Origin of the sequence: Corynebacterium efficiens YS-314, from assembly GCF_000011305.1 — a bacterium.
GTDB classification, from domain to species: domain Bacteria; phylum Actinomycetota; class Actinomycetes; order Mycobacteriales; family Mycobacteriaceae; genus Corynebacterium; species Corynebacterium efficiens.
Map to the genome: position 1 here is coordinate 46,088 of NC_004369.1, position 19,337 is coordinate 65,424.

Annotated in this window: 14 protein-coding genes and 1 pseudogene; 12 read left to right on the forward strand and 3 right to left on the reverse strand. The window is 60.9% G+C overall.

Annotated elements, in window-relative coordinates; all coding sequences use genetic code 11:
• Positions 1–343 precede the first annotated feature (343 nt).
• The 7 genes and pseudogenes from CE_RS00500 (at position 344) to CE_RS00530 (ending at position 11,799) form a co-directional block, all read left to right on the forward strand.
• Positions 344–826 carry an NYN domain-containing protein gene (locus tag CE_RS00500; protein ID WP_006768647.1) on the forward strand — a complete coding sequence of 161 codons (483 nt, stop codon included), beginning with the start codon at positions 344–346 and terminating at the stop codon, positions 824–826.
• On the forward strand, positions 826–2,640 hold the full coding sequence (locus CE_RS00505; protein WP_006768646.1) for an N-6 DNA methylase: 1,815 nt from the start codon (positions 826–828) through the stop codon (positions 2,638–2,640). Before CE_RS00500 ends, CE_RS00505 begins: the two co-directional genes overlap by 1 nt.
• A 209-nt stretch (positions 2,641–2,849) precedes the next feature.
• On the forward strand, positions 2,850–4,841 hold the full coding sequence (locus tag CE_RS00510) for a type I restriction-modification system subunit M (RefSeq protein ID WP_006768645.1): 1,992 nt from the start codon (positions 2,850–2,852) through the stop codon (positions 4,839–4,841).
• On the forward strand, positions 4,838–6,091 hold the full coding sequence (locus tag CE_RS14495; protein ID WP_011074786.1) for a restriction endonuclease subunit S: 1,254 nt from the start codon (positions 4,838–4,840) through the stop codon (positions 6,089–6,091). The genes CE_RS00510 and CE_RS14495 overlap by 4 nt, the downstream gene beginning before the upstream one ends.
• A complete protein-coding gene (locus CE_RS00520) occupies positions 6,088–9,282 on the forward strand; it encodes a type I restriction endonuclease subunit R (RefSeq protein WP_006768643.1) in 3,195 nt (1,064 codons plus the stop codon). The genes CE_RS14495 and CE_RS00520 overlap by 4 nt, the downstream gene beginning before the upstream one ends.
• 242 nt (positions 9,283–9,524) lie before the next feature.
• Positions 9,525–10,236 (forward strand): annotated as a pseudogene (locus tag CE_RS00525) (IS6-like element IS1628 family transposase).
• Positions 10,237–10,776: 540 nt separating this feature from the next.
• Complete coding sequence (locus tag CE_RS00530) at positions 10,777–11,799, forward strand: zinc-dependent alcohol dehydrogenase (protein WP_006768639.1); 1,023 nt, start codon at positions 10,777–10,779, stop codon at positions 11,797–11,799.
• A gap of 160 nt (positions 11,800–11,959) precedes the next feature.
• Here CE_RS00530 and CE_RS00535 read toward each other — a convergent pair whose 3' ends face one another.
• Positions 11,960–12,256: a rhodanese-like domain-containing protein gene (locus CE_RS00535; protein WP_006768638.1), complete on the reverse strand. Its 297-nt coding sequence runs from the start codon at positions 12,254–12,256 to the stop codon at positions 11,960–11,962.
• Positions 12,257–12,318: 62 nt separating this feature from the next.
• Positions 12,319–12,918, reverse strand: a complete 600-nt coding sequence (locus CE_RS00540) for a rhodanese-like domain-containing protein (RefSeq protein ID WP_006768637.1) — start codon at positions 12,916–12,918, stop codon at positions 12,319–12,321.
• 148 nt (positions 12,919–13,066) lie between these two features.
• Here CE_RS00540 and CE_RS00545 point away from each other — a divergent pair, with 148 nt between their 5' ends.
• The 4 genes from CE_RS00545 (at position 13,067) to CE_RS00560 (ending at position 17,242) form a co-directional block, all read left to right on the forward strand.
• Positions 13,067–13,324 carry a metal-sensitive transcriptional regulator gene (locus CE_RS00545; RefSeq protein WP_006768636.1) on the forward strand — a complete coding sequence of 86 codons (258 nt, stop codon included), beginning with the start codon at positions 13,067–13,069 and terminating at the stop codon, positions 13,322–13,324.
• 136 nt (positions 13,325–13,460) lie between these two features.
• Positions 13,461–13,886, forward strand: coding sequence for a DUF302 domain-containing protein (locus CE_RS00550; RefSeq protein ID WP_006768635.1), 426 nt, complete (start codon positions 13,461–13,463; stop codon positions 13,884–13,886).
• A gap of 247 nt (positions 13,887–14,133) precedes the next feature.
• Positions 14,134–15,801 carry an NAD-dependent epimerase/dehydratase family protein gene (locus CE_RS00555; protein WP_006768634.1) on the forward strand — a complete coding sequence of 556 codons (1,668 nt, stop codon included), beginning with the start codon at positions 14,134–14,136 and terminating at the stop codon, positions 15,799–15,801.
• A 352-nt stretch (positions 15,802–16,153) separates the two neighbouring features.
• Positions 16,154–17,242, forward strand: a complete 1,089-nt coding sequence (locus tag CE_RS00560) for a 2-keto-3-deoxygluconate permease (protein WP_006768633.1) — start codon at positions 16,154–16,156, stop codon at positions 17,240–17,242.
• Positions 17,243–17,271: 29 nt separating this feature from the next.
• Here CE_RS00560 and CE_RS00565 read toward each other — a convergent pair whose 3' ends face one another.
• Complete coding sequence (locus tag CE_RS00565; protein WP_006768632.1) at positions 17,272–18,201, reverse strand: LysR family transcriptional regulator; 930 nt, start codon at positions 18,199–18,201, stop codon at positions 17,272–17,274.
• Between the two features lie 373 nt (positions 18,202–18,574).
• On the opposite strand from CE_RS00565, the gene CE_RS00570 reads away from it, so the two are divergent.
• Positions 18,575–19,201: a fasciclin domain-containing protein gene (locus tag CE_RS00570; RefSeq protein WP_006768630.1), complete on the forward strand. Its 627-nt coding sequence runs from the start codon at positions 18,575–18,577 to the stop codon at positions 19,199–19,201.
• The last annotated feature ends 136 nt before the right edge of the window (positions 19,202–19,337 follow it).

The window sequence follows — 19,337 nt, forward strand, 5'->3', positions numbered from 1 at the left end:
ACGCCCACCCGCAGCGGCCATCAGGGAATGAGAAACTGAGTCTTCGCCGCTCTCCGCCCAACTTTGCAACAGCACCGCTGGAGAGTCGCTCCATCAACCTTGATGGATCCAGGCCTAAAATCGAATATCCCCCAAATAGGGGTGGATCCCACCCATGGCGGATTTCCGACACCTTAACTACCTGAGCTGCGAAAACAGAAACTACTTTGCCCCAGATCGATAATTTAAGCAACGGATTAGAACCGGTGTTAAGTTACGTACTATTGCTTTCTTGTACTACTTAATTTAATTTTGAGTCAGTGCCGCAACAGCGGAACTCACCACTCCCCGCAAAAGGAACCTCATGTACACCAGCCGGAACCAGCACTTCCTCGATATCGAGAACCTCTGCGGCACTCCCGATCTTTACCCGGAGATCCTCACCTCCACGTTCCATGACTACGTGCACGTCACCCAGGCAGCCCCGCACGACCAATTCACCGTCTCCACCAGCCACCACAACTACACGGTTGCTGCCTTCGCCCTCCGGGATATCCGTAGCGTCCATCTTCTACCCCCACGCTCGGGCCCCGATGGAGCGGACATGGCTCTTATTGACGGCATCGCCGCGTCACGACTGAATAAGAACGTCGACCAGATCTGTATCGGCAGCGGTGACCATATCTTTGCCTTCGCACTGACCCGACTGAACAACCTCGGCTTCCATACCACCGCAGTCAGCCGGCCCGAGGCATGTTCCCTCCACATCACCCGTGCCGCCAGCCGCGTCCTCTACCTGCCCGACCGCACTACAACCCACATCACCTACGCCCAGGAGATCGCCTAATGTCCACCCCCGACCGCAAGATCACCACCTCCGAAATCGCCCAGCTCGCGGGAGTCAGTACTGCAGCTGTCAGTCAATGGCGCAAACGCCACCCGGACACCTTCCCCCAGGCCCTGCCAGGTAAGGGAAGAGCCATCCTCTTCAACCGCATCGACGTACTGAACTGGTTAAAGGACAACGGGCGCCCCATCCGAGAAGTCTGGAGCATGGCAGATTCTATTCGGGGATTCGTCGAGGCGTCCAAGTATGGTCCTACCCTGGCCTTTTTCGCTGCTCGGGCCAGTGTCAATTCCCTTAGCGACCTTCCTGTCCCCTTACGAGACGAGGTGGAGAAACTGTTCTCTCAGCCAGAGATGCAGGAAACCTATACCAAGCTTGCGGACGAATACAGCCCACAGGACATGCTCGCCGCAGCAGATGAAGCCTTCGCCCGCAGCGGCCGGGACGGAGGGGAGTACTCGACCCCGAAGATCCTCACCGACCTCATCGCTGACCTCATCCCCACCGAACCGAAGACGGTCCTGGATTTCGCCTGCGGTGCCGGAGGAACACTCCAGGCCATCCACCACCGTTTCCCTGAGGCCACATTGCAGGGAAACGACATCAACGCTACCGCCCTGGCCACGGCGCAGGCCCGTGCGATCCCCGGCAACTGGACGGCGACCTGGACCCACCGCGACATTATCGAGGCAGGCGCGCTCCCTGCTGATTCGTTCGACCTGGTCTGCTCGAATCCGCCCTTTGGTCTTGCCGTCAACAAGGAATGCCTGGAAGAACAACCAGACCGCTGGCCCTACGGGGTGCCTAGCCGCAATGACGACTCGAAATGGCTGCAGCTGGCCCACCACGCCCTTACCGACTCCGGCCTGGCGATCATTAATGTCTTCAACTCCGCATTGCATGCCCGCCGGCATGGCTCCGCTCTTCCTGCGATGGTCGCTGACGGGTCGCTCCTGGCGGTCATTGCCCTCCCAGACAACCTCTTTTCCAATACCGCCATCCCTTCCGCCTTGGTGGTGTTCACCAAGAACCCGGACAATGTCTCCGACACTGTTCTGTTCGCCACCGTGGATGCCGCCTCACGCCACAAGTCGCTCGGAAAAGTTTCTGCCCTCGACACGGACGATCTCGTCGAGGCTTATACCGCCCATATGGCAGGGGAGAGGATCCCGGCCTTGGCTACTGCGGTCCAGGTGCCCCGTCTCGAGCTCATCGGTGCGGACGCAACCCTATTGCCCACTTACTGGGTGGCCAAGGCTCATCCTCCTCAAGTTGACGACCTCCAGGCCACCATCACGGCAGCTGTTAACGCCATCGAACCGATTGCCGCAGTGGGACAGGAACTCGACGAGCTTATGCTGAGTAGGGAAAAGATTGCTCGTACCATCCCAGCTATCAAACTTCCTGGCATCAAGCATATTCCCAGGCCCAGCGATGAGGATCTGCTCGCCGGTGACATCTGCATCGGAGCAACCACCGTCGACGTCTGCACAGGTGATCAGCAGCGACCCTCCACCGGCCTGATCCAGGTGATCCGATGCGACCCTGAGGTTGTCGACCCCTGGTTTCTCGCCGCCATCATCGACGCGGTCCGTCGTTCCGGTGCACTATCCACGGGTATCGGCGTCCCGCAGGTTGATCTCCGGCTGGTGGAGGTACCCAACATCAACATCGCAGAACAACGAAAACTGGGCACGGCCATCAAAACCCTCCAGCAGCGCCAGCACCAGGTTCAGGAGCAAGTCCAACGATGGGAGGACTTGACCAAAGCTGTGGCCGACGCGATTGCCACCGGTATCGCCACCCCCAGCTGATCGCAGTCCCCAAGCTAAGCCCCTTCTAGCCCGGGGAAGGGGACACCATCACCGGTTAACGATGACCTTGTTCCGATAACGTGTTCCAAAAATCAAGGGCAATGTCCACCCCGTTGGCTATTGTCCTGACCTCACCCGGTATAACCACATTAAAAGCAGAATCCCGCCCGTCCTCTGGGCAGACCCGGTCTCTACCGATATACCCCTTTATGCCCCATAGAGAAATCAGGAAAATCTTGTTTAACCACGCGTCCTTTATCTGGAGCGCAGCTGATCTGCTGCGCGGAACCTACAAGCAACACCAGTACGGCAACATCATCTTGCCGTTTACCGTGCTCGCCCGCCTCGACGGGGTCCTGGCCCCCACCAAGCAGGCCGTCTTGACCGCCATTGAGGGCCTCGATCCTGATCAGGCACCCTCGGCGGGTATGCTGCGCAACCGGGCAGGCCATGACTACAGCTTCTACAACCGCTCCCGTCATGACCTGCGATCTTTGCAGGGTGACGTCGATAACCTGGAAGAGAATCTCCGCGACTACGTCAACGCGTTTTCCCCGAACGTCCGGGACATCTTCGACCAGTACAAGTTCGACGAGACCATCATCGACCTGGCCAACAACGACCTGCTGCTGGAGATCCTCCAGCACTTCGCCAAGGCCGATCTACGCCCCGAGGTAGTCTCCAACGAGGTGATGGGCCATATCTTCGAAGAGCTCATCCGGAAATTCGCCGAAGCCTCCAACGAAACCGCCGGTGAACACTTCACCCCCCGAGAAGTCATCGACCTGATGGTCACCATCCTGCTCGACGGCGACGAGGAACTGAGCACCCCCGGTGTTATCCGCTCGGTCTACGACCCCACCGCTGGCACCGGCGGCATGCTCTCCGCGGCTGACAACAAGATCAAGGCGTTCAACCACCAGGCCCAGGTCAACCTGCTTGGCCAGGAGATTAACCCCGAGTCCTACGCCATCTGCAAAGCCGACATGGTCGTCAAAGGCCAACCCATCACCAACATCGCCCTGGGCAACACCTTGACCAACCCGGCCTTCGAGGACCAGACCTTCCACTACGCCCTGTCCAACCCACCCTTCGGCGTCGCCTGGAAGAAAGACAGACCCGCTGTGGAGCGCGAGCACGAGATCGCCGGCCATGCGGGGCGTTTCGGTCCCGGCTTACCCAGGGTCTCCGACGGCTCCCTGCTCTTTCTCATGCACCTGATCTCTAAGCTCCGGGAACCCGGCCTTCAGGGTGGGGCCGCCGGTCGTGGGGCCATTGTCCTCAACGGCTCACCCCTGTTCACCGGTGGGGCTGGCTCCGGGGAATCCAATATCCGCAAATGGGTTCTCGACAACGACTACCTCGAAGCAATCATCGGTCTGCCGACGGATATGTTCTACAACACCGGTATCTCCACCTACATCTGGATCCTCAACAAGGACAAAGACCACGCCCGCAAGGGCAAAGTACAGCTTATCGACGCCACCGAGATGTTCGTCAAGATGCGCAAGTCCATTGGCTCCAAACGCAAGATGCTCTCCGACGACAACATCACCACCATCGCCACGCTCTACGGGAACTTCGTGGAGTCGGAGCACTCGAAGATCTTTAACACCACCGACTTCTACTACCGCACCATCACCGTGGAACGCCCCCTCAAGCTCAACTACGCTTTCACCCCGCAGCGCATCGAACGCGCCCTGGCCGCCAAACCCGTGGCCAAGCTCGAGGGGTGGGAGCAGGAAGCCTTGGACAAGGCTTTGGGGGAAGCGGAGGAAGCTACCCACGGGGTGGTGTCTACCAACCGGGCCCAGTTCACCAAGGACCTGAAAAAGATCCTCGCCGATGAGGGGCTTGTCCTCAAACCCGCCGTCCTCAAGGCTGTCCTCACCGAACTCGGTGAACACGACGACCACGGCGAGCTGGTGACCAAGGCCGGTAAACCCGAAGCGGACGCCAGCCTGCGCGACACAGAGAACGTCCCCTGGGACCAGGACATCCACGACTACCTCAAACGCGAAGTCCACCCCTTCGTCCCCGACGCCTGGATCGATGAGACTAAGACGAAGGAAGGTGTCGAGATCCCGTTCACCCGCCACTTCTATAAGTACGTCCCCCCACGCCCACTCAAAGACATTGACCGAGACCTTGATGAGGTCCTCGGCCGCATCCGGGTCCGTCTCGAGCAGGTGAAAGCATGAGTTCGGAATTTTCCATTGTTCCCCTCCGTCGTATTGCACGGGTCAAGAACGGAGGAACACCTGGCCCTGACGAATCCAACTGGGAGGGGGATGTTCCTTGGGCCACTCCGGTAGATTTAGGGCGAGTCCACGGCGGTTGTCTCCAGACCACCGAGCGGTCGATAACGGCTATGGGGCTTCAGTCAGGGTCGACTCTTGCCCCCGCTGGGTCAGTACTCATTTCTTCTCGGGCACCTATCGGCTACGCAGCAATCGCAGGTATGGACACCGCTTTTAATCAAGGGTGCAAAGCCCTTATCCCTCTACCGGGAGTTTCCCGGCCACGCTTCCTCAAGTACGCAGTTGAGAGCCAGATGAGTACTCTCCAGGCTGCGGGACGGGGGAGTACCTTTACTGAAGTCAGCGCTTCTGATGTCGCTTCCCTTCCTATACCTGTGACCTCTCTTGATAAGCAGGACTGGATTGCGGATTACCTCGACCGAGAAACCGCCGAAATCGATGCTATGGCGGTCGAGCTTGATCAAGCTATGGATTTAATCGACGAACGATTTCACGCAGAAGTTGAACAGAGTTTTCAGTCCTTGGATGCCCCCCGGATGCCCTTGCGTTCACAGATTCAAAGCATGACAACAGGAACAAGCGTCACAGCGGCGAAGTTCGCGCCGGCGGCCGGTGAACCTGGTGTATTGGCCACCAGTGCCGTTTTCGGGGATGAGCTCAATGAGACCGCTGTGAAGAGCGTAGATCCACATGAGTATGTGCGATTGACCTGTCCTCTCCGGATTAATACCCTTCTAGTCAGCCGAATGAACACTATGAACCTGGTAGGTAAGGCAGTGACAGTGGGTCGGCACCTCCCTGATGTCTATCTCCCTGACCGGCTGTGGGCAGTCGAAGTTGATGTGCCTAGATATATCTATTGGTGGACCCGCTCACAGAGCTACCGGGAGCAGATTCGCGGGTTAGCCGTAGGGGCAAGTGATTCAATGAAAACTCTTTCGCAACAAGCTTTCCGAAGCATCACTTTGCCGGTCCCACCTGTTACTCAACAGATTGCAGTGGCTGCTCAATTGGATGAAGCAGCGGAGCGTTTCAGTGCCCTTAAGGCAGAACTCCAAGAGGCCAAGGGGTTGCTCGAAGAACGCCGGGCGGTTCTAATTTCAGCGGCTGTCACTGGACAGATCGATGTGAGTGCCCAGGGTAGTTCGGCTGCCGGGCAGTTGCGGGATGATTTGGAGGTCCACGTATGAGTGCCGGGGTTCATCGGGAGATCAATCTCCAACGGTTCGTCGTCGACCACCTCGCCTCGCATGGGTGGTTGGCGTCGAAGGGGAATGAGGGCTACGACAAGGACCGGGCCCTGTTCGTCCCCGACTTGTTGGGCTGGTTGGAGGAGACCGACCCGGACAACTACCACCGGATCGTGCCGAAGGACGCCCCCGAAGCCGCTATGGCCAAGGGGCAGAATCGGATCTTGGACCGGGTGGCCAAGAAGCTCGCCGCGGAGGAAAAACACGGTGGTGGCACCCTCAACGTCCTGCGGCAGGGGGTGGATGTGGTTGGGGCGAAGAAGTTCAGCCTGTTGCAGATGCCCCCGGCCAACGACAAAAACCCCCGCCTGACAAAGCGTTATGAACAGAACCGCCTCCGAGTGGTCGAAGAGTTGGTGTACTCCACCAAGCATGGCAACCGGTTGGATTTGACGTTGTTCATCAACGGCATCCCCGTGGCGACGGTGGAGATCAAGACGGAGTTCACCCAGTCACTGGATCAGGCGATGACCCAGTACCGCACCCAGCGTCTGCCCAAGGGGGAGCCGTTGCTCACGGCTGGGCGAGGTGCCCTGGTGCATTTCGCGGTCACGGACCGCCGCATCGCGATGACCACCCGGTTGGATGGGCCAGCGACGGTGTTTTTGCCGTTCAACCAGGGGCACAACGGTGGGGCGGGCAACCCGCCGTCGACGCAGGGGCATGCCACCAGTTACTTCTGGGAGGACATCCTTGAGCGGGATACGTGGTTGACGATTCTCACGAAGTTCATCTACACCAACCACCAGACTAAGACGGATCCGATCACCGGCAAGGTCACCACGACCTCCCAGATCCGCTTCCCGCGGTTCCACCAGTGGCGGGCGGTGACCAAGATCGCCGCTGCGGCCGCGGTCGAGGGCCCAGGGCACAATTACCTCATTCAGCATTCCGCAGGCTCAGGCAAGACGGATTCGATCGCCTGGACCGCCCACCGCCTGGCTTCATTGCATGATAAGGCCGGGGAGAAGGTCTTCGACACGGTCTTCGTCATCGCCGACCGGCAGGTGCTCGATCGTCAGCTCCAGGACGCGGTCCAGCAGCTGGAGACCGTGGCCGGTACCTTCCAGGCCATTGATTCTGGTGGGGACGGGTCGAAAACCTCCCGGTTGACGCAGGTGCTCACCAGCGGAACGGCGAAGATCGTCGGCGTGACGCTGCAGACCTTCCCGCATGCCCTGGCAGCATTGAAGGACCCAGCCAACCAAGACAAGCTCGCAGGCCGTAGGTTCGCGGTCATCGCCGATGAGGCGCATTCCTCCCAGACGGGGAGTTCGGCGAAGGCGGTGCGTGAGATGCTCTACCTCACGCGGGAGATACCTGAGTTCGATCTGGAGGAACCGGGTGCTGACCAGGACGCGTTGGCGGCGATGGCTGCGCACAGTGACGCGGACAAGCGCTTGAGCTATTTCGCGTTTACCGCCACCCCGAAGGCGAAGACCCTGGAGTTGTTCGGCCGGCGCAACCTGGCCACCCAGGAGTTGGAGCCGTTTGATCTGTATCCGATGAAGCAGGCCATCGAGGAGGGTTTCATCCTCGATGTGCTCAAAAACTACACCACCTACGAGATGGCTGCCCGTGTGGCACTCAACGGCACCACCACCCCCGGCAGCACTCCGGCAGACGGGCCGCAGGACACCCCCACGGGAGACGTCGGGGAGGGTGAGGTGGATGTTCGCCAGGGCACCCGGGCCTACATCAACTTCGTTGAGCTCCACCCCACGAACGTGGCGTCCAAGGTTGATGTCATCCTCGAGCATTACCGCTCGACTGTGCAGCCGCATCTGGGTGGCCGGGCTAAGGCGATGGTGGTGACCGCTTCTCGGGCGGCGGCGGTGCGTTATGCCCGGGCGTTTGAGAAGGCGATCACCGAGCGCAACCTGCCCCTGCAGACGTTGGTGGCGTTTTCCGGGGAGGTCCCTGACCCGGATGTCGCCTCCCTGCCGGGTACGGCGCAGAAGATGGTCACCGAGATGAGTATGAACCCGGCACTCAAGGGTCGGGATCTGGCCAGTGTGTTCGCCCAGGACGGACAGAACATCCTCGTGGTGGCCAACAAGTACCAGACCGGCTTCGACCAACCGTTGCTGGTGGGCATGTATGTCGACAAGCAACTCTCGGGTATCGCTGCGGTGCAGACCTTGTCGCGGCTCAACCGCCGTGCTCCGGGCAAGACCGATACCTACGTCCTGGACTTCGTCAACGACGCCGAGCAGATCCTCGAGTCCTTCAAGACCTACTACGAGGCCGCCCACATCGAGACGGAGTCGGATCCGGATCTGGTCGCGGATCTGATCTCCAAGCTGGAGGCTCAGCATATCTTCACCTGGTCTGAGGTCGACCAGGTGTGGGCCGACTGGGCATCCAGGCCCACTGTCGCGGCCCGAAAGCACGCCCAGCTCTCGGGGCATTTGGCACCGGCCGTGGAGCGGTTCGAGAACGCCTGGCACCAAGCGGTCCTTGCCCAGGATGAACAGCGGCGGGAAGAATTGCTGGATTTTAAGGCGGTGTTGTCCCAGTACGTCAAGGCGTATGCGTTTTTCAGCCAGATCCTCCACTTCGGTGACCCCCGCTACGAGAAGATGGCAGTGTTCGCCGACTTGCTGGCCAAACTGCTACGGGAGTTCACCGCCGAGGCCGAGAAGCCGGAGGCGGTGGATGTCTCGGATGTGGTACTCACCCATTACCGGTTGGAGAAGATCCGTGAGGACGACCTCGGGCTCGGGAACACTGATGGTGAGGCCCCCGGTCTGACAGGTATGACCGAGGCTGGGTTGGCGAAGGCCCGGGAGTCCGAGCATGCGCTGAAAACAGAGTTGATCGAGAAGATTAACAAGTACTTCGGTGACCTGGCGGCCAAGGACGAGTACAAGGTCAGCTTCATTGAGAACCTGCTGGCCGAGGCTGCCGATCACCCTGAGTTGGAGGTGCAGGCCAGGAACAACTCTAAGATCGATTTCGCGAGTTCTCCGCAGCTGCAGGTCATCCTGGAAGACGCCCTGTGGCAGCACGAGGAATCTTCCAACGAGGTCCTCAAGTCCGCCCGAGAAATGTCGGCTAGGACACTGGTGGAGATGGTGATGGAGTTCGGACTCTTCGAACTACTTCGAGGCGAGAAGAACGTTGGTTAGAGTTTTAGGTGGGTGAATAGCGCTTTTTAGCAACGGTCTTCTGGGTAAATTCCCGGAAAACCTCTCGCTAGGTTTAGCTCTCTTAGCCTGGTCCGATTTTTTCTCGTGAAATACTAATGAATCTTAGCCCTGTTCAGGAGGAGTCGGCATGAGATTGAGGTGTCAAGTCGCGGTTTTGGGGGTGGTCTGGTGCTGTTGCAAAGTTGGGGCAGTAGGAAGACCGGCGTGGAATAATCAGGTCCATGGGCATCTTCTCCGGTCGGCAGTTCCCTCGTGAAATCATCCTGTGGGCGGTGCGGTGGTACTGCCGCTACGGCGTGAGCTATCGCGACCTCGAAGAGATGATGACCGAGCGGGGAGTGCCGGTCGATCACACCACGATCTACCGCTGGGTCCAGAAATATGCACCTCAAGCTGGATAAGAAGACCCGGTGGTATCGGCAAGTTCCTGACTGGCAGGCCAGGTCCTGGCGGGTGGATGAGACCTATATCCGGGTCGGGGGAAAGTGGTGCTACCTCTATCGGGCAATCACCGCCGGTGGCCAGACCCTGGACTTCTACCTCTCCCCGAAGAGAAACGTCGCGGCGGCGAAGCGTTTCCTGGCGAAGACGCTGCGGTTGAATAAATCGGCAGGCTATCCGCGGGTGATCAGCACCGACAAGGCCCCCTCACTCGCCAGGGCAATCTCTGAGCTGAAGGCGGAAGGCGTCTGTCCATCGACGGTCGAGCATCGTCGGGTGAAATACCTCAACAACGTCATTGAAGGCGATCATGGCCGGTTAAAGCGGATCCTGGGGCCGAAAGGAGCATTCAAAAACCGAACGTCTGCCTACCGGACGTTGAAAGGGATGGAAGCGATACACTCATTGCGGAAGGGGCAGGGCACGATGTTTGCCTACGGTCACCCGAATCCGGATGCAGTGATTGTTAGCCGGGTATTCGAGACGGCCTGACAACACAGGCACATAGCGTTGATCACACAATAAAAACGGAGCCTTCTTGGCTCCCGCCCCAAGTTGCAACAGCACCCTGTAGGTCTAGTGGTGAAGTAGCTAGTTGTCGGGTCCGATCACTAATAGGTGTTCCCACGGACCTCGCCCCCAGGAATTAAGTGCGATGCCAGCTGGGCGACGTTCTGCACCGGAAGAAAGAGGGGTCAATTTAACCCCTCAATACCAATCCGGCCATAGGGGATGGGGGGAATTTCCGGTGCACCCTTGTGGCCCGGTTTGCATTCAGGCTATGGTTTGTATCACTCCAGCCGCCTAAATGTGACACAGAAAACAAGATCTTAGTGCTTGTGTAACTCTGGGGGCTGAAGGAGCAGTAATGAACTACAAGAATTCCATCGGCGGTTTCACGGATTCCGGCATCCGTCAGGAAGCCATCTTATGAAGCCGTCGCATCGCCAGTAGGGCAGGAACCTGCTGGTTATCCAGGCGGTCAACCAAAAAAGCCCTCCTAACCCACCTATAGATAAGGACTGATCCACCATGACCACTTTCCGAGCTGCCCTCGTCGAGTCCTTCGACGCCGACATTGCCGTCAAGGACGTTGAACGCCCCACCCCGGGGCCGAACCAGGCCCTGGTCAAGCTCATCGCCTCCGGCATTTGCCACACGGACCTTCATGCCGCCAAGGGTGACTGGCCCGTGCTGCCTGAGCCACCGTTCATCCCGGGCCATGAGGGCATCGGAGAGATCGTCGAACTCGGGCCCGGCGAGCATGACGTTGCGGTGGGGGACATCGTCGGTAATGCGTGGCTCTGGTCCGCCTGCGCTAACTGCGAGTTCTGCCGCACTGGTCGCGAGACTTTCTGCCCGAACGCGCAGTACGGCGGTTACACCCAGAACGGCTCCTTCGGTGAGTACATGCTCGTGGATACGCGCTTTGCGCCCCGCATCCCGGATGGTGTGGACTATCTCGAGGCCGCCCCGATTCTCTGTGCTGGTGTGACGGTGTATAAGGCGTTGAAGGTATCGAATATCCGGCCGGGCCAGTTCATGGTCATCTCCGGTATCGGCGGCCTGGGCCACATCGCCGTCCAGTACGCCAAGGCGATGGGCATGCGCCCCATCGCGGTGGATATCGCCGACTCCAAGCTGGAACTGGCAAAGTCACTCGGTGCGGAGTTCACCGTCAACGCGAGGGATGTTGACCCGGCCGAGGCGGTCCGGGAGTTCACAAATGGTGGCGCACACGGTGTGCTTGTCACCGCGGTCCATGAGAAGGCGTTCGGCCAGGCTCTCGGTATGGCGCGCACCAACGGCACCATTGTGTTCAATGGCCTGCCGCCAGGGGAGTTCCCGGTCTCGGTCTTTGATGTTGTTTTCCGGGGTTTGACCATCACCGGTTCCCTGGTGGGTACCCGCCAGGACATGGAGGAGGCGCTGGACTTCTACGCCCGCGGCCTGATCAAGCCGAAGGTTGCCGAGTGCGGGCTTGACGACGTCGCCGATGTCTTCGAGAAGCTCGAGAGTGGCGGCATCGACGGTCGTGTGGCGATCCGCTACTAAGGACTGTCACACAACTGAGCAAAGCGGGACATGCCGGATTCATGGGCATATCCTCCTTAACGCGCTCGATACCGCGCGGACCGCCGTACGAACCGCCACCGGCCGTCCTGGTCAAGGTGGGGGAGGGGTTTCGTCGACAAGCGCCTGTTGCAGAGGCGGCTCAACCCGTCGGCAGGCCAGCCTGCTTCCATTCGATCATGCCGCCGGCCATGGTGTCGGCGGTGAAACCGGCCTGGTTGAGGGCATCGGCAACGGTTGCGCTGTGCCTTCCGCTGCGGCAGACGACGATGACGGGTCGGTTCTTGTCCAGTTCATCCAGGCGGGCACCCAGCTGGCCCATGGGGATGTGCAGGGCGGTGGGGATCATGCCCTCGCGCACCTCGAAGTCCTCGCGGACGTCGAGGACCTGCTCATCGGTGTAGCGTTGCTGGGCTTCGGGGACGGTGATTTCTGCCATGGTGTTCTCCTTCCAGACAGGCTGAGGTAGGGGAGTAGGGGTCGAGCTGCAGGGGACCGGTGTTATGCCGAGGTGTTAGGAATCTGGTTGATGGATTCCGCGGCGGTGGGGTTCTGGGCGGTCTTGTTCCACGGCATCGCGGCCAGGGCCTTGCCCATGGCGCAGGTGTTGGTCACGCCGGAGAAGGTCAGGCCGGCGCCGATCGCGCCGGCGACGGCGCGCATCTTGGGGGAGACGAATTTTCCACCGAGCAGTCCGGTGACCACGAGGGAACCGGCGACCAGGCGGACCTGGCGTTCGATGTCCCAGCGCTGGGCGCCGCGCACGACATCGCCACCGGCATCGGCGAAGGCGTTGACCCCACCGGCAAGCACATGGGCGGTTTCCACACCGGCGGCGCCGAGACGCTGACGGGCCTGTTCGGCGCGCACACCGGACTGGCATACCAGAACCACGCGGCCACCGAGGCGTTCTGCGAGCTGATCCGTGTGTTCGGAGACCAGCTGGAGGGGAACGTTGTAGGAACCGCGGATGTGCACTGATTCAAACTCTGCGGCTGAGCGGACATCCAGAACCACGAGGTCCTCGTTATCGGTGATCCACTGGCGCAGGACCTCGGGTTCAACGGTGGTGATGTTGGCGGTGGTGGAGGGTGAGCTCATGGGCGTCCTTTCAAGACTGTCGCGGGGTAGGTGCCACACCAGTGTTCCATATACCCCCAAAGGTATGCAACATACCTATGGGGGTATACAAAATGTGCTGTTCCGGCTATGGTGAGGGAACATCTGAAGTCTGTTTAAGGAGACCCCCATGGAACTCGAACCCACCGAGATCAAACCGGTGATCAACCGCCTCAAGCGCGCCCAGGGACAGCTGTCCGCCGTGGTGCGCATGCTGGAGGAGGGTGCTGAGTGCAAGGATGTGGTCACCCAGCTCTCCGCCGTGAGCAAGGCGCTGGACCGCGCCGGTTTCGCCATCATCGCCACCGGCCTTGAGCAGTGCCTGACCAACCCGGATCAGTCGATGGACAAGAAGGAGATGGAGAAGCTCTTCCTCTCCCTCGCATAAACCTCGCATAACCCCCGACATAAGGTCCCCTTGCCGGATCCATCATCCGCTGTCAGGCTTGTAGGCGTGCAGACTGCGCAGCCCGTAAACCCCCGTGAAGTAAATGCCGAGTCACCCAACTCCAAGGAGTCAGAGCATGTCCTACACCCACACCGTCACCGTGTCCCTGTCCTACGATGATGCCGTCGCCCGCACCCGCGAGGCGCTGGCTGAGCATGGCTTCGGCGTGCTCACCGAGATCGACATCCGCGCCACCTTCGCCAAGAAACTGGGCCAGGAGGCCGCCGACGCCGTGGGTGACTATGTCATCCTCGGTGCCTGCAACCCCGGTCTGGCCAGCAAGGCCCTGGGTGCCGAACCGGAGATGGGTGCCCTGCTGCCCTGTAATGTCGTGGTCCGGCGTGGCCCGGGTGCTGAGCGCACCACCGTCGAGACGATCGATCCGCAGACCATGGTCCAGCTCGGTGAGAGCGACCAGGTCCGCGAGGTCGCTGAGGATGCCGATGCCCGGCTGCGCGCCGCACTCGCGGCCATCGCCGGTGCCAAGAACATCGACGTCTAAACCGACCACGCCGCTGAATATGGGTCGGTGATCAACGCGTCGACAAGCTCACGCCCTCCCCGCCGCCCCCACGGCTCGCGGGGAGGTTCTCGGCGTTTCCTGCGACACCAACCCGGTCGCATCCACCCACGAAGACTGAGTGACCGCACTCACAACCTGCGGGTTTGGCTGTGTTCCTTGTATCGACCATGGCGCTTGTGTTGACTGGGCTGCAAGAGCCCGACCATGACGTTGACTAGGAGCCAGAATGCGAATCGCAGTTGTTGGTGCAACTGGCAACACGGGAACCGCCGTGCTGCGTGCACTCCACCGCCATCCCGAAATTACAGAGGTCGCCGGCATCGCCCGCCGCCTGCCGGATACGGAAATCGAACCCTACGACCGGTGCGAATGGCGCAGCATCGACATCGCCGCGGCCTCCACCGAGGCGGATGCCGTGCAGAGCCTGACGGATGCCTTCCGCGGTTGTGATGCCGTGATCCACCTCGCCTGGATGATCCAGCCCAATGACCGCCGTGAGCTGCTCGAACGTGTCAATGTGGAGGGCACGCGCAGGGTTGCCCGCGCGGTGGCCGAGGCGGGCGTGGAGCATCTCGTGGTGGCCAGTTCCGTCGGCGTGTACTCCCCGGATGAGGCGCGTGACGCGCTGCGCAAGGACGGCACCGAACCCCCGCTGCGGGATGAGGAATTCCCCAACCAGGGCATCGACAGTTCCCACTACAGCGTGGACAAGGCCTCCCAGGAGGAGGTGCTTGATGATTTCGAGGCGCTGCACCCCGGGGTCACCGTCACCCGGATGCGTCCGGCCCTGCTCTTCCAGGGCGATGCGGCCTCCTCCATCCAGCGGTACTTCATCGGCAAGGCGGTACCCTCGCGTCTGCTGGCGCCCGGATCGATGCTGTCGCTGCCCCTGCCCAGTGGTCTGCGGATCCAGGCGCTGCACACCGATGACGTGGCCGAGGCCTATGTGGCGGCGGTGCTCGCGAAGAAGGGTGGCGCCTTCAACGTCGCCGCCGATGACATCCTCGGCCCCCAGGAGCTGGCGGATATCCTCACCAGCACCGGAAAGTACATGGAGATGCCACCGGCCATCGTCCGCGCGGCCGTGGTCACCGCGCACCGCAGTGGCGTGATCCCGGCCGACGCCGGCTGGATCGACATGGCCATGCAGGTACCGCTTATGGACACCACCAAGGCCAGGACGGAACTGAAATGGTCCCCGAAGCGCACCGCCGCCGACGCCCTGCGTGAGCTGCTGGAGGGCCTGGCAGAGGGCCGCGGACACGCCTCACCGGTGCTGCGTCCCGACGCCCAGGATGACCGCAATGTCAACGCCTTCCACCAGCCCGCCTCCGAGGGGGCCTTCGCCGGCGACGGTGACGTGGACCCCCATGTCCCGCCGGAGAAGATGAGCGCCGACCTGCTGGAGCTCTACCTCTCCGATCACCTGACGGGCGCCACCGCCGGAGTGGGCCGCATCACCCGCATGGCCAACGACTTCGTGGACACCCCCATGTTCGGCCGGCTGGGCCAGCTGGTCGATGAGATCTCCGCCGAGCGCGCCTTCCTCATCCAGCTCATCGATGATCTCGGCCTGGACCGCAAACCCTACCGCCAGGCCGTCGCCTGGGTGGGGGAGCGGGTCGGCCGCCTCAAGAGCAACGGCAAGATCGTCGAACGTTCACCGATGACCATGCTGCTGGAAACCGAGCTCATGCGCGGTGCCGTCATGGGCAAACTCGGCATGTGGCAGATGCTCGAGGTCCAGGCCCCGACCCTCGGCCTCGACCCCAAGGTGTTCACCGACCTCATCGAGATGACCGAGAACCAGGTCAAGCTTCTCGACGAGATCCACGCCTACGCCAGTGCGCGCGCCCTGCGCGCCGATAAGGACATCTACTGGACTGACAACTAAAAGTACGCGCTTGTCGACGGGCCGACCACCCCAGCCACGACGCTTCCCTGGGCCGGCACCCGGTGGGGTTTTCCCCGCTGGGTGCCGGTTCGGTTTTTTCTTTGCCTCCTGCCCCCGGGACGGGTGGGACCAAGCTCCTTATGGAGGGCAATTCCCCCGCAATTACCCCCTCCATAAAGGCCGTCCCTCCAGGGTGCATACCCATTAGGAACAACGCTATGCCTTAAAGGTATTTCCCATCGGCGCCCTGCACGATCACTATATGTTGCAGATCACATAACAGCTTTTATGCGGGATGGGTCATAACCGGGACGTTGGTTCCCCGCCCGCACGCCGATGAAAGGAACAGACAATGTTGGATTCCGCATTCCGCGCCATTGGAAAGATCCCCGGCGCATTGATGGTGGTGCCTCTCTTCCTCGGTGCCCTGGTCAATACCTTCGCCCCGGGCATTCTGGATATCGGCAGCTTCACCACGGCTCTGTTCAGGGATGGCACCGCGGTGCTGATCGGTCTCTTCTTCCTGGCCGTTGGTTCACAGATCAGCCTGAAGACCGCGGGTCCCGCACTGGAGAAGGGCGGTGTCCTCCTGGTGGCCAAGTACGGCATCGCCGTCGTCATCGGTCTGTCCGTGGCGTTCTTCGCCCCCAACGGTGTTCTCCTCGGCCTGCTGCCCCTGGCCATCATCGCGGCGATGTCCAACTCGAATGGCTCCCTCTACAGCGCGCTCATGCAGCAGTTCGGTTCCAAGACCGACAAGGGTGCCATCTCGGTGCTCTCCATCAACGATGGACCGTTCCTCACCATGATCGCCCTCGGTGCAGCCGGCTTCGCCGACTTCCCGCTTACCGCTCTGCTCGCCGCGATCCTGCCGATGCTCATCGGTTTCGCCCTGGGCAACCTGTCGCCCATTGCACGTAACTTCCTGGCCCCGGGTCAGGCTCTGATCATCCCCTTCGTGGCCTTCGCCATCGGTGCCGGCATTGACTTCAGTGTCCTCCTGGCCTCCGGTCTGGCTGGTGTCCTCCTCGGGCTCATGACCCTGGTCTTCTCCGGTGGTGCGGCTGTCCTGGCGGTCTACCTCTGGCACCGCATCCGCCGGACCCCGAAGCAGGCACGCAACATGGTCTCCGGCGTGGCGGAAAGCGCTGTTGCCGGTAACGCGATTGCCACCCCGGCCGCACTCGCGGCGATCGATCCCTCCTTCGAGGCCATCCAGGGCCAGGCTACTGTCCAGATTGCGGCCGCAGTTGTGGTAACCGCCCTCATCGCCCCCTTCATGGTTGCCTTCGTCTCCCGCTGGCAGGCCAAGCATGGCATCACCAAGGAAGCCGAGGATGCCTACTTCGATGGCAACCTGCCATCCACCACCACGGTGGCATCCATCTCGGTGGAGGCGGACACCGAACGTGTCGGTGCCGGCGTGGGTGACCCCCGGTAATTAACTTCTCACCGCAGATGGAAACACCATCAATCCAGACCGGATTGGTGGTGTTCTTCCTGTTGGATGTTGCGCGCATGTAGAGCGGCGGTGTCCAACAGGGGTTTGAGTTGCCGGAGGATGGGGGAGCGGTTGCCCTTGAGCCACGCCAGTGCGAGGCCGATGGTTGGTCCTCCCGAAACCTCGCGCATCCGCAGCTCCCCCATCGGTTGGGGGATGGACCCGTGTGGCACGAGGGCTATCCCCAGCCCTGCTGAGACAAGTGCCAGCACCGTGGAGGTCTCCGGTGCATGGTGGGCAACTCTCAACTCAAATCCCGCCTGGTGGGCTGCGTGTCTGATGATCTGTTCCGCAGCTGAACCCTCCTTGAATGCAATGATCGGGTGCTCAGCCAGATCGGTGAAGGGGATGGTGCCCTCCTGGTCATAGAGGGGATGCCCGGGATGCACCGCGAGCATGAAATCATCCACACCGAAACTCTCCAGTTCAATATCCGGTGAGGACACCGGCGGTCGGAGCACCGCGGCATCGAGCTGCCGGGTGAACAGCAGGCGCTCGAGGTCAGGGGTGAGTTTCTCCCCACTGACCCGCACCTCCACTTCGGGGAGCTGGATGGTGATCTGTTTCAGCAACTGGGGCATCAGCTGATGGGTGGCTGTACCGACGAACCCCAATCGAAGGACACCCATGGATCCCTGACCAATCGCCCGGACATCCCGTTCGACCTCCTCCAGTTCGTTGAGGATGGCCGGCGCCCGCTCGGCGAGGAAGGACCCAGCGGCGGTCAGCTCCACTCCCTGACTTGTCCGTTCGAACAGGGGTGTCCCGATCTGCTTTTCCAGCAACCTGATCTGCCGGGAGAGCGGCGGCTGGGAGATGTGGAGATCGTCCGCGGCCCGGCTGAAGTTCCGGGCGGAGGCGACAGCGAGGAAGTACTTGAGTTGGCGGGCTTCGATCATGGTGTCCTCTGGGGGTCGGGGCAGTGTCCGTCGGATGATTCCCTGGGTGGGATCAGTGGAGGATCTGCTTCTGCGGATAGTAGTACCAAGGGCGGGAATTAGTCCTTTCTTGGTACGGACATCGGGGGTGGGGCACTGGCGTTTCCATTACTAGCCAAAGCTAAATAATTAACCTTGGTTAAGTTCTTTTCCATAATTAAATTCATATATCACCTTCGGGCCCTGGTAGCTTTCTCCCAAAATTGCAGCGCAGCTGACTTGATTCCTGCCACTTCATTATTTATTCACTGTATTTTTCCTGGTGACTTGAATCACTATTTCTACACACGCACACTTGGTGTCACACATCCAGACCTACCGAAAGGCCTTCGCAATGAAGCGCATCCTTGCAGTATCCGGAGTTGTCAGCCTCGCACTCACCCTGGCTGCATGTGGTGAGGACGACACCACCACCGACACCGGTACCACCACCGCGACCGCCACGGAAGCCGCCACCATGGAGGAGACCACCACCGAGGAAACCACGACTGAGGAGACCACCACCGAGGAGACCACCGCTGCTGCGGAAGGCGATGACATCGTCGACACCGCCGCCGGCGCCGGTTCCTTCAACACCCTGGTCACTGCAATTCAGGCCGCCGGACTCGAGGAGACCCTCCGCGGCGACGGTCCGTTCACCGTCTTCGCCCCCACCGATGAGGCATTCAACGCCCTGCCGGAAGGCACCCTGGATGCACTGCTCGCAGACCCACAGGGTGACCTCACCGAGATCCTGACCTACCACGTCGTTGACGGCGAGGTCTTCGCCGCTGACGTCCTGGAGATGGACGGCCAGACCGTCGAGACCCTCCAGGGTGGCACCTTCACCGTGGAGATCGAGGGCGAGAACGTCGTGCTTGTCGACACCGCCGGCAACCGCGTCAATGTCACCGACACCGACATCGAAGCCAGCAACGGTGTCATCCATGTCGTCGACACCGTCCTGAGCCCCACCCCATAAGGTTTCCAGCACTCACACTCACTGACACTCACTGATATCGGGCCCCGTCACCATCTGGTGGCGGGGCCCGATATCTGTTCCCCGGACGGCAACGGTGTTCTACGCTGGTGACATCACACTTCCCGGGAGGCCGCTT

Excerpts from the sequence above, each read along its gene's own strand:
- CE_RS00500 (WP_006768647.1), top strand. The coding sequence starts at position 344 with ATGTACACCAGCCGGAACCAGCACTTCCTCGATATCGAGAACCTCTGC.
- CE_RS00505 (WP_006768646.1), top strand. The coding sequence starts at position 826 with ATGTCCACCCCCGACCGCAAGATCACCACCTCCGAAATCGCCCAGCTC.
- CE_RS00510 (WP_006768645.1), top strand. The coding sequence starts at position 2,850 with ATGCCCCATAGAGAAATCAGGAAAATCTTGTTTAACCACGCGTCCTTT.
- CE_RS14495 (WP_011074786.1), top strand. The coding sequence starts at position 4,838 with ATGAGTTCGGAATTTTCCATTGTTCCCCTCCGTCGTATTGCACGGGTC.
- CE_RS00520 (WP_006768643.1), top strand. The coding sequence starts at position 6,088 with ATGAGTGCCGGGGTTCATCGGGAGATCAATCTCCAACGGTTCGTCGTC.
- CE_RS00530 (WP_006768639.1), top strand. The coding sequence starts at position 10,777 with ATGACCACTTTCCGAGCTGCCCTCGTCGAGTCCTTCGACGCCGACATT.
- CE_RS00535 (WP_006768638.1), bottom strand. The coding sequence starts at position 12,256 with ATGGCAGAAATCACCGTCCCCGAAGCCCAGCAACGCTACACCGATGAG.
- CE_RS00540 (WP_006768637.1), bottom strand. The coding sequence starts at position 12,918 with ATGAGCTCACCCTCCACCACCGCCAACATCACCACCGTTGAACCCGAG.
- CE_RS00545 (WP_006768636.1), top strand. The coding sequence starts at position 13,067 with ATGGAACTCGAACCCACCGAGATCAAACCGGTGATCAACCGCCTCAAG.
- CE_RS00550 (WP_006768635.1), top strand. The coding sequence starts at position 13,461 with ATGTCCTACACCCACACCGTCACCGTGTCCCTGTCCTACGATGATGCC.
- CE_RS00555 (WP_006768634.1), top strand. The coding sequence starts at position 14,134 with ATGCGAATCGCAGTTGTTGGTGCAACTGGCAACACGGGAACCGCCGTG.
- CE_RS00560 (WP_006768633.1), top strand. The coding sequence starts at position 16,154 with ATGTTGGATTCCGCATTCCGCGCCATTGGAAAGATCCCCGGCGCATTG.
- CE_RS00565 (WP_006768632.1), bottom strand. The coding sequence starts at position 18,201 with ATGATCGAAGCCCGCCAACTCAAGTACTTCCTCGCTGTCGCCTCCGCC.
- CE_RS00570 (WP_006768630.1), top strand. The coding sequence starts at position 18,575 with ATGAAGCGCATCCTTGCAGTATCCGGAGTTGTCAGCCTCGCACTCACC.